This window comes from Streptomyces sp. NPDC057486 (assembly GCF_042802415.1).
Lineage (GTDB): Bacteria > Actinomycetota > Actinomycetes > Streptomycetales > Streptomycetaceae > Streptomyces > Streptomyces yanii.
On record NZ_JBHVEE010000192.1, the window covers coordinates 1 to 14,778 of the forward strand.

Genomic DNA, 14,778 nt, shown 5'->3' on the forward strand with positions numbered 1-14,778 from the left:
CAGTGCGTCGAACCGCCCGAGGGCCCGGTCTCCCGGCTGCGACCGGGTTCGGCTGCTCCGCTCCCCGTCCGGAGCGGGCCGACGCGCCGGTCAGTCGGTGCCGAACTCCATTGCGGCGCGGTCCAGCAGCTCGTCGTCCTCGGAGACCTCGCCGCGGGAGGCGATGGCCTCGGCGCCGCCCTCCGGCATGGTGCCGATCAGGCCGGTCGCCGCCGCCTGGGCGGCGCCGATCAGCTCGGGGTGGGCCGTGCCGACGATGCCGAGGCCGGCGTACTGCTCGAGCCTGGCGCGCGAGTCGGCGATGTCGAGGTTGCGCATGGTGAGCTGGCCGATCCGGTCCACGGGGCCGAACGCCGAGTCCTCGGTACGCTCCATCGAAAGCTTGTCCGGGTGGTAGCTGAACGCCGGGCCAGTGGTGTCCAGGATCGAGTAGTCCTCACCGCGCCGCAGTCGCAGGGTCACCTCGCCGGTGACCGCCGAGCCGACCCAGCGCTGCAGCGACTCGCGGACCATCAGCGCCTGCGGGTCCAGCCAGCGCCCCTCGTACATCAGCCGCCCGAGGCGCCGTCCCTCGTTGTGGTAGTGGGCGAGGGTGTCCTCGTTGTGGATCGCGTTGACGAGGCGCTCGTACGCGGCGTGCAGCAGCGCCATGCCGGGCGCCTCGTAGATGCCGCGGCTCTTCGCCTCGATGATCCGGTTCTCGATCTGGTCCGACATCCCGAGGCCGTGGCGGCCGCCGATCGCGTTCGCCTCCATCACCAGCTCGACCGGGGAGGTGAACTCCTTGCCGTTGATCGTCACCGGGCGGCCCTGGTCGAAGCCGATCGTCACGTCCTCGGCGGCGATCTCGACCGAGGGGTCCCAGAACCGCACGCCCATGATCGGTTCCACGGTCTCCACGCCGGTGTCGAGGTGCTCCAGCGTCTTGGCCTCGTGGGTGGCGCCCCAGATGTTGGCGTCGGTCGAGTACGCCTTCTCGGTGCTGTCGCGGTACGGCAGCCCGTGGGCGACCAGCCACTCCGACATCTCCTTGCGGCCGCCCAGCTCGGAGACGAAGTCGGCGTCGAGCCACGGCTTGTAGATGCGCAGGTGGGGGTTGGCGAGCAGGCCGTAACGGTAGAACCGCTCGATGTCGTTGCCCTTGAACGTCGAGCCGTCGCCCCAGATCTGTACGTCGTCCTCGAGCATCGCCCGGACCAGCAGGGTGCCGGTGACGGCGCGGCCGAGCGGCGTGGTGTTGAAGTAGGCGCGGCCGCCCGAGCGGATGTGGAACGCGCCGCAGGCGAGCGCGGCCAGGCCCTCCTCGACCAGCGCCGCTCGACAGTCGACCAGGCGCGCGATCTCGGCGCCGTAGGTCTTCGCGCGGCCGGGCACCGAGGCGATGTCGGGCTCGTCGTACTGGCCGATATCGGCGGTGTAGGTGCACGGGACGGCACCCTTGTCGCGCATCCACGCGACCGCGACCGAGGTGTCGAGGCCGCCCGAGAAGGCGATGCCGACGCGCTCGCCGGTGGGCAGGGAGGTGAGAACCTTAGACATGGGAAGAGTATGTATTAATCCGCATGATTATGCAAAACGACATTCCCTGAAGTCGGTGTGGACCTCGCACGGTGTTCCACCGAGGAGGTCCGGGACGCTGCGGGCGGCGGCGCCGACAGTGCCGGGTCGACCTGCTCGGCGACGGCGAGGAGCCCGTCGGACAAAGCCGCGCCGAGGACGAGATCGGCGCTGCACAGGCGCCCTGGTGGGCGGCGAGCGGGATCGCCGCGACAGCAAGGGTGGTCGGCCCACCGATTCCGACAAGGAGACCTGCAAGCAGCGCAACGCAGTTGAGCGCACCGTCTTCCGACTCGAGAACTTCCACGCCGTGGCCACGCGCTACGGCGCGCGTCTGCGTCTGCCACGGAGCAGTCACCGCGGCCGCAATCCGGCTGCGGCTCCGGCCATGACCCGACCTGGACCCAGTTTGCCCACCCAGAGGCGAAGAGGTGGGTCCGGCGCGCCGTGTCCGGGCCTCTCCCGGCGGGCACCGCGAGTACACCGAGGGCGCGGTCGACCGCGTCGCCCATATCCAGGAGCTGTACGCGGCCGGGCTGTGCTGCTCCAAGATCGCGCAGTTGCTTCCGTGTATGCGGGACGCCGTCGGCGGTCCCTCCGCGACCGCCGACGCGCGACTGATCGACGGCCTCACGGCGGAGAGCGACCGCATCGACCGGATGATCGACGACCTACAGCGCCCGGATGGTGCTGGACGAGGTGATCGATGCGGCCGCGGCCCCTGCGGCGCACGGCCCGGAACAGCCGGCCCGGGGCCGATGGGGCAGGGACAGCGGCCGTAGCAGTCCCTGTGACCGCAGTGTCGGCTGTGACGGGTCAGCCCCACCGCCCGATCTCAACCGGTTCTTCTCCGCCCTGATCGGAGGCGAGCTCCACAAGCACGCCCAGCTCGCCGGGATCCGTACCCCGTCAAGGTTCCCGACGGTCCCGGTACGAGGGCCACAAGCCGCAACGCGATGCCGGGAGGCTCCACGGGCTCAACCCCGTCCCCGCCAGGCCCACTTCTGCACCTTGCGGTTCTCGGACACCTTCGCCACGCCACCGGTCGAACCGCCGTCCGCGACCTGGAGCGGTACTGCTCGCGGGACGGGTGCGGCGGCGACCGGCCGGCTGTGGGGTTGCAGCCGCTTCAGCCGCGCCCTCCATGGACCATCCGCCATCTCCAGCTGAATGATGACCGGCCCCTCGGGAAGCGGAACGGTCTCCCGCCGCTTGCCGATCTCGTTGACGACGTTCTCCCGCCCGGGCAGGCTCGTGGAGTCCTCGTGTCCCGCCAGTTCGTAGAGATGGACGATGAGGTTGTCGTCGCCTCGGTAGTGGATGGCGAGGTCGGCCACTCCCTGCGTGTGCAGCAGGACGTCGGGCCCTCTGTACTCCAACTGTTCCTCCGTCAGCCGCTGAGCCGCGGCCAGCGGCAGCACTCGTACCCGCCAGGGCCCTTCCGCCTGCAACCGCAGGCGCAGGGGCTCCCGCTCGGGCACTTCCACGAGCAGCCGCCCCCGGAAGTTCTCCTCGGTGCTGTTGACGATGTTGTCCTTCTGCTTGTTGCGCCGGTCGAGGGTCCACAGGCCCGTGTACCCGTCACCTTCGACGTTGAGCTCGACGACGACCGGTCCCGGCGGGAGCCCGTCCACGGTGATCACATCGTTGTCCCGGCCGGTCTCGGTGTACGGCTCGAAGACAGGGCCGAACGACCAGTCCATCCATGGGTCGCCCGCGCCCGACACCAAGGGCTGACGAACCATCGCCGTGGGTGAGGGAACCGGCCCGGGGGCCGGCGCCGGCATCGGCACGGCCACAGGCGCGGGCGCAGGCGCAGGCGCGGGCAGAGGTGTGTGAATCGTTTCCGGAACAGGCTCGTCCCCGGCCACGTCCACGCCATGGTCCGCCGCCAGACCGGCAAGGCCGTCCAGGTACCCCTGGCCCACCGCGCGGAACTTCCATCCCCCCGCCCGCCGGTAGAACTCCGCCATCACCATGGCCGTCTCGCCGCCACCGTCGGTCACGTCGTAGCGGGCGACGGACGTACCGTCCGGCGCGAACGCCTCCACCGACGGCCCGTCCGCGTCCCGCACGCAGCCGTTCTCCGTCGATGCGACCACGAGGAGGCGGACGATGTCCTCCTCGATCGCGGTGAGACCGACCTCCAGCCACTCCGTGCCGTCCTCACCACCGACCAGCCGTACGGAACCCGAAGGATGGACCGGCGCACCGTGGAACACGACATCCCCGTCCCCTCGGACACGTCCGCGCTCCGTCAGGAGCAAGGCCGAGACGTCCAGTCCGTGCCGGACGGCGACCCGCAGTGGCACGGATGGTACGAAGGAGTTGCCTCCCTTGATGATTCCCCCCATTGCGCGCCTACCCCTGTCCGCCCAGTACGGAGCCGAACATGCGCGGGGCCGGCGGCCGCGCCGCGGCCTCGGCGCGTGCGCCGCCCTCATCGTTGCCGGATATCGACTCGTGCCAGCGGAGCTGTCCGCCCACATCTCCTCCATCATCACTGGGACGAATTCGGCCTGTTGCTCGGCATTTTGGTCCTTCGAACGGATCATGCCACAGGGTGCTGAGGGGGAACTCGCCTTCGTCCGAGCCGGCCTGGCAGCCGGCCGGTCCGGCGCGCTGTGCCGCTCGGTTGCGACCCGTCGGGATCAACGCGGGCTGTTCGCCGACGGCTCGTCAACCACTGCGGCGCGCACTTCGACGTGGAGAAGCAAGGGGTCAGCCGGTCGGCCGGTCGGCCGCTACGGCGGTACGGCGGGAGCGGGCCAGCGCCAGCCCACCGAGGACTGTGCCGATCAGTCCCACCAGTACAGCAACAATGCCCCCGCCCAGCCCGTTGCCGGTGCCGAGCCCACCGTCCGCGGTGGCTACCACCAGCCCACCGAGGGCCACACTGATCGGACTCGCCACCAGGGCGACAAGGGCCCTGCTTCGTGCGGTGCCGGTGCCGGTGTCGGTACGGCGGGCGCGGGCCAGCGCCAGCCCTCCGATGACAAGGCCGGTCAGCCCGATGAGCGCGGCCATGCTCGCGCCCAGGCGGCCAGGGGTCATGGCGTAGACACTGGCGGCGATCGGCTGGACGGAGGCGTGCGCGGCCGCCGGTGCCGCAAGCGCAAATGTGACCGACATGGAGTGCTCCTTCTGCTCCTGTGACTGGGTGCGGCCTGAGCATGTCTGCCGGACCCGCCTTCGGTCGTCCGGCGGACGCAGACACTTCGCGCTGCCACCGATGCCTCATCCGGCTGCCGCAGACGCTGCAGGAGGCGCGAAGGTACTGCGACTGCGGTAGTGGGCGGCTCGTCAACAAGGGGGACCCGCCCGCGGCGGTAGCCAGCTAGGGTGCGCGCATGAGTGCAGGTGAGTCCGGTGTCCGGGCCCGTGTCGGAGACTGGGGTGTCGCTGTCGGCGTGGCGGCGGCGCTGCTGGTCACCGGGCTGTCCGGGCAACGTCCGGCCACGACCTTCGACTTGCTCGGGTACGCGCTGCTGACGGTCGGCGGGCTGGCATTGGTCGCGCGCCGCCGGGCTCCGGTTGCCGTGCTGGCCGCCACTGGGTTGTGCGCGGTCGGTTACCAGGCGGCCGGTTTCGATGTGCCTGCTGTCGCGTACCTGTTCGCGGTGTACGCGGCTGTACGGGCGGGGCACCGCATCATCACGGTGGCGGCGAGCGTGGCCATGCTGGCCGTGCTCCCGCTCGCGGCCCTGGCCTCGGGCCTCCACGACACGGGCGAGGCGTTCGCGCAGGCCCGAGGCGCCTTGGAGCTGGCCTGGCTGATCGCGGCCGGCGCCGCGGGTGAGGCCCTGCGGCAGGCGGAGTGGCGGGCGGAGGAGGCCGAGCGCACCCGGGAGGAGACCGCGCGGCGCCGCGCCGACGAGGAACGGCTCCGAATTGCACGGGAGTTGCACGATTCGCTCACCCACCAGATCTCGGTCATCAAAGTGCAGGCCGAAGTCGCCGTGCACGTGGCCCGCAGGCGGGGTGAGGAGGTGCCGGAAGCCCTGCTGGCGATCCAGGAGGCCGGACGTGAGGCGAGCCGGGAGTTGCGCGCGACCCTTCAGGCGCTGCGCGACGACGACACGACCCCGCCGCGTGGGCTCGACCACGTCCCGGAACTGGTGCAACGGGCGCGCACGTTCGGCCTGGACACGACGTTGACGATCGAAGGACAGCAACACGGCGTGCCGGCCGCGGTGGACCGGACCGTGTACCGGATCGTTCAGGAGTCGCTCACCAACATCGCCCGTCACGCGGATGCCTCCACGGCATCGGTCAAGATCGATTGCCGTCCGGACGCCCTCGCGATACGCGTCGACGACGACGGCAAGGCGACGCCGGACACTGCCCCGGTGCCCGGCGTCGGGCTGCTCGGGATGCGTGAACGAGTCACCGCCCTCGGCGGCCGGCTGCGCGCCGAACCGCGGGGCGAGGGCGGCTTCACCGTCCAGGCCGAACTCCCCGTGGACCGGACCTCATGATCCGTGTCCTGCTCGTCGACGACCAGCCGCTGATTCGCAGTGGATTCCGTGCGCTCCTCGACCTCGAAGACGACATCGAGGTGGTGGCCGAGGCCGCCGACGGGAAGGAGGGCCTGGCCCTGGCCCTGGAACACCTGCCCGACGTCGCTCTCGTCGACATCCAGATGCCGGTCGTCGACGGCATTGAGGCGACCCGGCGCATCGCCGCGGACCCGGCCCTGGCCGGGGTGCATGTGGTCATCCTGACCAACTACGGCTTGGACGAGTACGTCCTCGACGCGCTGCGCGCCGGCGCTGCCGGATTCCTTGTCAAGGACATCGTGCCGGAAGACTTCCTGCACGCCGTACGCGTCGCCGCGCGTGGCGACGCTCTGCTTGCACCCTCGATCACGCGCAAGCTCATCAACAGGTTCGTCACCCAGCCGCTCAACGCCGGCATCGACACGGGGCTGGAAGAGCTGACCAACCGCGAACGCGAGGCCGTCACCCTGGTCGCGCAGGGCCTGTCCAACGATCAGATCGCCGACCGCATGGTGATCAGCCCGATGACCGCAAAAACCCACATCAACCGGGCCATGGCCAAGCTCCGGGCCCGTGACCGCGCTCAACTCGTCGTCCTTGCCTACGAGTCCGGCCTGGTAGCCCCGCGCAACTCCTGACACCCACGGTCCGGGTACGGGACAGCCCTGAGGGCGGGCAGATCAACAACTCGTCCTTTTGACGTTGGTTTGGGCGGGGGCGGAGGCGAGGAAGCTCGCGATGCCGGCTGGTGTGCGGAAGCGGGCGGGAGGCGGCGATGCGGTGGCCGTGCGCTTCCAGGAGCGGGCGGCCTTCCTCGTCGGTGGCGAGCTTGCGCAGGTGGAGAACGGCCGTAGGGCCGTTCCCGTCCCGTCTCCGTCACGACCGTCATCCCTGCTCCGGATCACCCTCTCGGGTGGGAACCGCACGCGGCCGGGGTGGTACGGACGGGGTGCTGTCGGTCTCCGTCGACTTCCTCTCCATCACGTATGTGTTTCCCGCATCGGGGTCGCTGAAGAAGAAGTACAGCTGAAGCTCCCGATGCGTGTCGCGGCGCAGGCTGAACGTCCACGTGTAGGTCGAGGGCGCTTGTACGCGGACCTCCGGGGGTGTGGCCGCTGACTCCGAGTCCGGTCGTACCGCGGACGCGGTGCGGGTCGTGAGCGCCAGGCGTACGTGTTGTCCCCGGCCGGGATCGTCGGTCAGGGTCCAGGTCCCGTTGCCGGAGAGGCGCCAGCCGTCGTCGAAGTCGAAATCCTGGCCGTCCAGCATGGTGATGGCAGCCGATCCATCGCGCCGCAGGGTCAGTTCGGTGCCCTGGATGCATTGCCACCTTCCTACGGCCTCGGCGGGAGTGGCGTCGTGGATCGTGGGTGTCCCGGTGTACGTGTAGGGACCGGCGCAGCCGGTCAGCGCGGCCACGGCGGCCAGGACTGCCGGAGTCCGTCGGCGGAGCCGGGACGGGGCCGGTAGCGGGGCCCGCATCACCCACAGCGCGAAGACGAGCTGACCCATCACGGGGATGACCGGCATTTCCACGAAGTTCCCGAAGAGCAGAAACCCGGTGGGGAGGAGGAGAAGCCCGGCCGGCGGGAGTCTGAAGGCCATGCCCGTGCGCGTGTTCGCCAGCCCGTACACGAAGCTCATCAGGATGGAGGGGATCCCGATGAGCGGGACGAAGTCGAGGCCGCTACGAGTGACGTGGGCATCAGTGGGTAGCACGGCGGCCACGGCTGCCCACGTGAGCGCGAAGGTCAGCGCGTAGCGCATGGCCAGATCGAGAAGCCGCAGCCCGATAACCCCCGGATTCCTCCAGGGTTCGCCCTCATTCACAGCCCGTTCCCCTCGCGGCACGACGAATGGACGCGGCTCGCACGACGGGCGGCCGCAGCAGCGGCCATCCTGACAGGAATATTGAACACGTTCAATGCGGGGGTGGTTCCACCGGACGGGCCGGCTCGGTCGGGACCGGGCAGGCTGGATACGTTGGCTTTCGAGAGTCGTGGCGGTGCGTCTACTGTGGCCCGATGATGACTCAGGTGATCGTTCTCAATGGTGGCTCCAGCTCGGGGAAGTCGGGCATCTCCCGGTGTCTGCAGGCGGTCCTGCCGGATCCATGGCTGGTCCTCGGGGTCGACACGTTGATCGACGCGATGCCCGGGTCCATGCAGACATCGGATGCGGGCATCGAGTTCGCTTCGGACGGCGAGGTGATAATCGGGCCGGAGTTCCGGACACTGGAAGCGGCGTGGATCGAAGGCGTCGCCGCGATGGCCCGTGCGGGTGCCCGGCTCATCGTCGATGAGGTCTTCCTCGGCGGAGCGGCGTCCCAGCAACGATGGCAGAAAAACCTCGACGGCCTGCGAGTGCTGTGGGTCGGCGTCAGGTGTGAGAGCGCGGTCGCCGCAGGTCGTGAGATCGCACGAGGCGATCGGGTCACGGGGATGGCCGCGTCCCAGGCGGACGTCGTCCACCGGGGCGTGGTCTACGACCTGGAAGTGGACACCACGCACGCCGAGTCGATGGAGTGTGCACGGATCATCGCCGCACACGCGGAGTGATCGGTCGCCCGGCTGTCTGCCGCTCTGACCGCAGTGCCGGAACGATCGTCGGAGAATTCCGGGTCGACCGAGGTCACGAGGGTGCCCATTCGCTCCGGCGACAGGTACAGATCGCGCATGAGGACGCCCAGGGCCTCAAGGACCTCGCGGTTCGACGAGTACACGGCAAACGCCCCGCACTCGGAATCGTGCTCCAACCCCTGATCCCTGCTCAGCTGCGACGCGACCCGTCCGCTTGAAGGGCCCGGCGGAGCGCCTTCAACGGGTACGGGGTCTCCCTGTTCTCGTCCTGGATCGTGACGTAGAAGTCCGTCATCACTGCGGCGAGCGGTGCATGGCGGGAGAGGATCGCCCTGGCCTCTCGCGGTCCGTCCGGCGGGTCCTTCCCTTCCGCGCATGCGCGAATGAGTGCCTCGCGTTCTTTCCGCTCGTAGCCGTACAGATTCGTGATCAGCCAGTTCACCAGCCAGCTGCGCGTGTAGCAGCGATCGTAGGTCCTGTGCAGCTCGAAGAAGCTGGTCTCGGACGGTGACAGATCGAATTGGGAGGACATGGCGAGGCCGTAGTCGGCGAAGTAAAGGCGCTGGCCGTCGACCAGGATGTTCTGAAAATGGGCGTCGAAGTGCAGAAGCCCGCGAGCGTTCATGAAGGACGTGCCGGCCTCCAGTTCTCCCTCCACCAGGGAGCAGGCCCGGTCGGCAGACTCTTCATCAGCCTGTACCTGCTCGGTAAGCCACTCGTGGAGCGTCCGAGGGATGTACTCCATGAACAGCGCGAGGCTCGCGGAGGATTGCTGAAGGGCCTCGATACGACGGCGTATCTCCGGCCTGCCTCCCCAATAGGCCACGACCCGCTCCACGTCGGCGAGTTCCTCGGGAAGCGCGGCCGTGTCCGGCAGCACGCGCCAGTGGTACATCATCGGGAACCCTTGGTACTGCCCTGCGAGCACCCAGTTCGTCGTCATGGTGTGAACGGCGAGCTCCCGCCATGCCCCGAAACCAGGCCCCCCACCGACTCCGTACTGGCAGAAGGTGGGAATCCCGAACAGGTTGGCCGTGGATCGTGCGTGCTCCGGGAGCCGCTCCATATCCGTGAGGGGCACCCGCTTCACGAAGACCGGCTTCCCGTCAACCTCCAGCAGCGCGGACCTCCCGCCGATACCGGAGCCAAGCGGCACGGCGGCGTCCACAAGCTCGCTCAGCCGGCGATCACTTCGAAGCGCGAGCGACGTGGAGACGGTGCTGTAGGCGGCCAAGCGTGCGTCTTCCGACATATCGAGACGCTCGACCGCTACCCGCATCGGAAAGCCGACCTCGTTTCCATCACGCCCGCCAGTGACCACCAGTTGCTGCCAGTGCACTGTAGATGAAGGTCGATGAGTAGACGGACCGGGCAGGCTGCCACGGTCCGGCGCCAGTAGGCAGCGCGAAGGGTGTAAGCCGCGACAGGTCCTACCCGCATGCCGGGTTGCTGCCGGCTGAGAAAACGCTTGGACTCCGTGGGCGCTGTCGCGGGACACTGAGGTTCCGGGCCTGGCCTCCCCGTACTCGCACGTCTGCGTCGCCACGAGCTGCGCGGGGGCCCTGCCGCCGTGCCCCGCCTGTCGCACGACGACCTGAGCGACGCACTCACTCGAACGAAAGCTCCGCGCGGCCACTGAGGCAACGGCCTCATCCCGCAGAAAGCATGGGGCGGGCTGCCGCACGACCACACAGGGTTGGTATGGGATCGCCTGAATCGCGCGAGGCGCCGGGCAGGGGCTCGGTGTTCCTCGCACTTCGTTACTACGGACGGGAGTTGGCCCGGCACCGATGGCTGACGGTGCCCGGGATGCTGCTGCCGGCGCTGGGCAACATCGGCATCGGCTACATCGCGCCGCTGATCGTCGCCAAGCTCGTCGGCCGGATCGCCGACGACTCCGCTATCACCATCGGCTCCACGCTGCCCTATGTTCTCGGCTTCGCCGGCGTTCTGCTGCTCGCGGAGGTGCTGTGGCGCGTCGGCTTCCACTGCCTGAACCGGGTTGCCGCCCTCAGCATCGAGCACCTGTACGTGATCGGCATGGACGAGCTGTTCGCCAAGGACGCCACGTTCTTCCATGACAACTTCGCCGGTGCGCTGACCAAGCGGGTCCTGAGCTTCGCCTCCCGCTTCGAGGAGTTCATCGACACACTGACGTTCTCGGTCGTGGGCAGCTTCGTGCCGCTGGTGTTCGGGTCGGTGGTGCTGTGGCGCTACGAACCGCTGCTCGTCGTCGGACTCCTGGCGATGATCGCATTGACGGCGCTGTGCGTGGCGCCCCTCATCCGTCGCCGCCAGGCGCTCGTCGACCAGCGTGAGGAGGCGATTGCCCGGGTGTCGGGCCACGTCGCCGACAGCCTGATGAACATGGACACGGTCCGGGCGTTCGCCGCCGAGGGACGCGAGGCCGCAGAGCACCGGTCCCGCGTCGCGGCGTCGCGGCGGCTCACGTTGCGGTCGTGGGACTACGGCAACCTGCGCATCGACACGCTGGTTGCGCCGATGTCCGTGCTGACCAACGCGCTGGGTCTGCTGCTCGCGGTCACGCTCGGCGGAGGCAGCCACGGCGTGGAGGCGGTGGTTGTCGCCTTCACGTACTACACCAACGCCACGCGGATCATGTTCGAGTTCAACCAGATCTACCGCCGTCTGGAGAGCTCGATGACGGAGGCCGCGCAGTTCACCGAACTGCTCCTGACCCCACCGACCGTGCTCGACCCGGCGTCGCCGGAGCCGCTGCTGTCCCGGGCCGCCGATGTCCGCTTCGAGCAGGTGACCTTCGCCCACGCGGGTGCGGAACCGCTCTTCGAGCGTCTCGACCTGGCCGTGAACAGCGGTGCGAGGATCGGCCTCGTCGGCCGGTCCGGCGGTGGCAAGACCACGCTCAGCCGGCTGCTGCTACGGATGGCGGACATCGACGGCGGCCGCATCCTGATCGGCGGTCAGGACATCAGCGCGCTGCGTCAGGCCGATGTGCGCAGCCTGATCTCCTACGTGCCGCAGGACCCGGCGATGTTCCACCGCACGCTGCGGGACAACATCGCCTTCGCCCGGCCGGACGCCACCGACGCCGAGATCCGCCGCGCGGCCGAGGCGGCGCACGTCACGGAGTTCGCCGACGCGCTGCCGGACGGCTTCGACACCATGGTGGGCGAGCGCGGTCTCAAGCTGTCCGGCGGACAGCGCCAGCGGGTCGCCCTCGCCAGGGCGATCCTGCGCGACGCGCCGATCCTGCTGCTCGACGAGGCGACCAGCGCCCTGGACTCCGAGAGCGAGATCCTCGTCCAGGAGGCGCTGTGGCGGCTCATGGACGGGCGGACGGCGCTCGTGGTGGCGCACCGGCTGAGCACGGTCGCCTCCATGGACCGGCTCGTGGTCCTGGACCGCGGACGGATCGTGGAGCAGGGCACGCACCAGGAGCTGCTCGCGTCGGACGGCGCCTACGCGAGGCTGTGGCAGCACCAGTCGGGCGGCTTCCTCGACGACACTCCCGCACCGCGGGCCGACCTGCACTGAACGCGAGTCCGGTGGCCCCCGCGGGGCGACGTGCCGGCTTCCCGCGAGGGTGAAGCGGCCGTCTCTCGCGACGCAGCCGGGGGCTGACCCGCTGCCTCGACGGACCGGAGATCCACTCGCACGCGGGGACCGTGCGCACGGCGGGGGCCGGGACGTGTCGTCCCGGCCCTTCGTCGGGTTCGCCGTACGGGGACCGGTCAGCGCCCGGTCAGTACGGTGCGGTATCCCGCCGCCAGCGCGTGCTCCTGCATGACGACATTGACAGCGGCCATCGGCAGGTCCGGCGGAACCTGGATGTCGGCGGTGTCCAGCGCGGCCACGGTGAACACATAGCGGTGGGCAGCGTCCCCGGGCGGCGGGCACGCCCCGCCGTAGCCGGTCATCCCGAAGTCGGTCCTGCCGAGCACCGAGGGAGCGGGCAGACTCGGATTGCCCGGCGCGCCGGCGCCTTCGGGCAGCGAGGTCGTGCCGGCCGGGATGTTCCAGACGGACCAGTGCCAGAATCCACTGGAGGTCCTGGAGTCCAGGTCGAACAGCGAGATCAGATAGCTTTTGGTCCCGGCGGGCGCCCCGGACCACCGGATCGCGGGCGACTTGTTCCCACCGGTGCAGCCGCCCCAGTCGAGCAGGTTCTCCTGCCCGAAGGTCCCGCCCGGCGGAATGTCGGGCAGGGTCACGGAGAACCTCGGGAGGGACGCGGGGAGCGCCGGGCGCTGAGCCACCGTGAGGACATCATCCTGGTGATGCCGTGCCCCGGTGGAGGGTTGGGCCACGGCGAACGTGGTGACGAGGGAGGTGGTGGCCGCGACCGCCAGGGCGGTGATCGTCCGTTTCAAGCGCACGTCTGGTCCTTTCCGGCGTGAGTCCGTTGCGCCGCGCAGCCTGCCGGAAGCCCGGGTCTCCCCGCTGCCCAAAGTTGAGCGGCGCCCCGAGGCACGCCGTGCGCGGGGCCGTACACGTCGTATGCGTCCTCCCGGGCGGGAACCGTCCGTCACCGCTACGCTGTCGGGCGCACGCCGAGGTTCCCCCTTTCTTGCGGACAGGTGGTTGGGTTTTGCTGTACATCGCGTTCTTGCGCGGGATGAATGTGCCGGGCCGTTCGGTGAAGATGGAGTACTTGCGCAGCCTGTTCACGGACATGGGATTCGACTCCGTGCGCAGCTACATCCAGAGCGGGAACGTCTTCTTCGAGGCCGACGAGACCGACCGTGCCGTGCTCAGTGCCCAGATCGGTGACCATCTCAGAGGGACGCTCGGCTACGAGGTCGCGGTGTGTCTGCGTACGGTCCCGGAACTGGAGGCGCTGATCGCGCTCGACCCGTTCAAGGACGTCACGGTCACCCACGACATGCGCTGCTGCGTGGTGTTCACGACCGAGCGGATCGATCCGGACCTGGCTCTGCCGCTGATCTCCCCGAAGAAGGACATGGAGATCATAAGCAGCACCGCGTACGACGCCTTTGTCGTCTGGTACCTGATCAACGGCAAGGCACCGGCGGCCAAGGGCTTTCAGGAACGCGCGTTGGGCCGCGACGCGACGACGCGCTACTTCCACACCGTGGTGAAGATTCTCGACGCGGCCAGGAAGGGCGCGTCCTGACGCTCAATACTGGGCGGATCTGAAGGCCGCCCATCGCCTAGAACAGGTTCAGCCGACGAGAGGGCAGCTACCCATGACCGTCACAGAACCCACCCCGAGCGTGACCGGCCCGACGCCGACCGCTCTGGACCAGACCTCGCTCCCCATCGAGGAACTCCTGCACTCGGCCAATGCAGGGATGATCATCCACCGGACCGGCCAGCTCGCATACGAGTTCTCGACCGAGGGCCGGCAGTGGAGCGTCGACCTGCTGGACCACATCAACAAGGCGCAGCTCGGCGTCTGCACCACTTTCTGCTACGAGGAGGTGTTCGGCACCCGCGACCGTCTTCACTGGCTGATCCAGATGAAGGCACCCAACGACTACAGCAAGCTCCTCGACATGGTCGAGCACGACGACAAGTACCTCGACATCGCGACCAACGAGGACCGTCTGCCGGAGGCCAAGGGAGGCGGCAACTGGGAGCGGATGTTCACCTACGGTTCGCTCCAGGAGCGGATCATGCTCGGCCAGCACGGACTGATCCACGAGGACCACTCCCATGAGGACACCGGCACGTTCGTTCCGCCCGCCGGGGCGCAGCTGAGCCAGCCGGCCGAGCTCCAGCTGAACTCGGCCAACGCGGGTGCGATCGTCATGCGCAGCGCGGAGGTGCTCTACGAATTCCGTGAAGAGGGACGCCAGTTCGCTTTCAACTGGCAGGGCCATGTGAACCGGGAGCTGGCCGGACGGGTCACCTCGCTGCTGTACGAGGAGACCTTCGGTCAGCAGGACCGTATCCACTGGCTGATCCACCTGCGCACCCTGGAGGACTACCGCGCACTGGCCGAGTTCGACCGTTCCAGCCGCACTGCCGAGGAGGTGTACGGTGCCGAGCGCCTGCACCCGAGCAAGGGTGGCGGCAAGTGGGACCGGCTGTTCCGTCCGGCGAGCATCAAGGACACCCTGCTGATTCCGCATCAGCGCACCACACCGCTGCGCTGAGCGGGCGTCGGCCGAGCCCCGTGGGCCCGTACACCTCGGTGT

General features: G+C 69.0%; 13 protein-coding genes and 1 pseudogene. 7 read left to right on the forward strand and 7 right to left on the reverse strand.

Translation table 11 applies throughout. The features are described from left to right. Positions 1-90: 90 nt before the first annotated feature. Positions 91-1,539: an argininosuccinate synthase gene (gene argG, locus ACFU6I_RS44630; protein ID WP_384379110.1), complete on the reverse strand. Its 1,449-nt coding sequence runs from the start codon at positions 1,537-1,539 to the stop codon at positions 91-93. 476 nt (positions 1,540-2,015) lie between these two features. Between argG and ACFU6I_RS44635 the strand changes: the two are divergent. Next, positions 2,016-2,280 (forward strand): annotated as a pseudogene (locus ACFU6I_RS44635) (MerR family transcriptional regulator); the annotation flags it as partial. 254 nt (positions 2,281-2,534) lie between these two features. Here ACFU6I_RS44635 and ACFU6I_RS44640 read toward each other — a convergent pair. From ACFU6I_RS44640 to ACFU6I_RS44650, 3 genes are all read right to left on the reverse strand, one after another. Beyond that, positions 2,535-3,911, reverse strand: coding sequence for a TerD family protein (locus ACFU6I_RS44640; protein WP_384379113.1), 1,377 nt, complete (start codon positions 3,909-3,911; stop codon positions 2,535-2,537). Positions 3,912-3,918: 7 nt separating this feature from the next. Continuing rightward, the gene (locus ACFU6I_RS44645) at positions 3,919-4,044 is read right to left on the reverse strand and encodes a hypothetical protein (RefSeq protein ID WP_384379116.1); all 126 of its coding nucleotides are present in this window, start codon (positions 4,042-4,044) and stop codon (positions 3,919-3,921) included. 234 nt (positions 4,045-4,278) lie between these two features. After that, the gene (locus ACFU6I_RS44650; protein WP_384379119.1) at positions 4,279-4,689 is read right to left on the reverse strand and encodes a DUF6223 family protein; all 411 of its coding nucleotides are present in this window, start codon (positions 4,687-4,689) and stop codon (positions 4,279-4,281) included. Between the two features lie 218 nt (positions 4,690-4,907). Here ACFU6I_RS44650 and ACFU6I_RS44655 point away from each other — a divergent pair, with 218 nt between their 5' ends. Further along, positions 4,908-6,035, forward strand: a complete 1,128-nt coding sequence (locus tag ACFU6I_RS44655; protein ID WP_384379122.1) for a sensor histidine kinase — start codon at positions 4,908-4,910, stop codon at positions 6,033-6,035. After that, entirely contained in the window at positions 6,032-6,694 is a 663-nt protein-coding gene (locus ACFU6I_RS44660) for a response regulator (protein WP_384379125.1), read from the forward strand. Before ACFU6I_RS44655 ends, ACFU6I_RS44660 begins: the two co-directional genes overlap by 4 nt. 247 nt (positions 6,695-6,941) lie before the next feature. Here the strand turns inward: ACFU6I_RS44660 and ACFU6I_RS44665 are convergent, their stop codons facing one another. Further along, positions 6,942-7,823: a hypothetical protein gene (locus ACFU6I_RS44665; protein WP_384379128.1), complete on the reverse strand. Its 882-nt coding sequence runs from the start codon at positions 7,821-7,823 to the stop codon at positions 6,942-6,944. A gap of 257 nt (positions 7,824-8,080) precedes the next feature. Here ACFU6I_RS44665 and cpt point away from each other — a divergent pair, with 257 nt between their 5' ends. Next, on the forward strand, positions 8,081-8,614 hold the full coding sequence (gene cpt / locus ACFU6I_RS44670; RefSeq protein ID WP_384379131.1) for a chloramphenicol phosphotransferase CPT: 534 nt from the start codon (positions 8,081-8,083) through the stop codon (positions 8,612-8,614). Positions 8,615-8,825: 211 nt separating this feature from the next. Here cpt and ACFU6I_RS44675 read toward each other — a convergent pair whose 3' ends face one another. Beyond that, a complete protein-coding gene (locus ACFU6I_RS44675; protein WP_384379146.1) occupies positions 8,826-9,887 on the reverse strand; it encodes a protein kinase family protein in 1,062 nt (353 codons plus the stop codon). 449 nt (positions 9,888-10,336) lie between these two features. Here ACFU6I_RS44675 and ACFU6I_RS44680 point away from each other — a divergent pair, with 449 nt between their 5' ends. Next, a complete protein-coding gene (locus tag ACFU6I_RS44680; RefSeq protein WP_384379134.1) occupies positions 10,337-12,151 on the forward strand; it encodes an ABC transporter ATP-binding protein in 1,815 nt (604 codons plus the stop codon). 197 nt (positions 12,152-12,348) lie between these two features. Here ACFU6I_RS44680 and ACFU6I_RS44685 read toward each other — a convergent pair whose 3' ends face one another. After that, a complete protein-coding gene (locus tag ACFU6I_RS44685) occupies positions 12,349-12,993 on the reverse strand; it encodes a YbhB/YbcL family Raf kinase inhibitor-like protein (RefSeq protein WP_384379137.1) in 645 nt (214 codons plus the stop codon). A gap of 212 nt (positions 12,994-13,205) precedes the next feature. On the opposite strand from ACFU6I_RS44685, the gene ACFU6I_RS44690 reads away from it, so the two are divergent. Continuing rightward, the gene (locus tag ACFU6I_RS44690) at positions 13,206-13,751 is read left to right on the forward strand and encodes a DUF1697 domain-containing protein (protein ID WP_384379140.1); all 546 of its coding nucleotides are present in this window, start codon (positions 13,206-13,208) and stop codon (positions 13,749-13,751) included. A gap of 73 nt (positions 13,752-13,824) precedes the next feature. Next, complete coding sequence (locus ACFU6I_RS44695) at positions 13,825-14,736, forward strand: DUF6039 family protein (protein WP_384379143.1); 912 nt, start codon at positions 13,825-13,827, stop codon at positions 14,734-14,736. Positions 14,737-14,778: the final 42 nt, after the last annotated feature.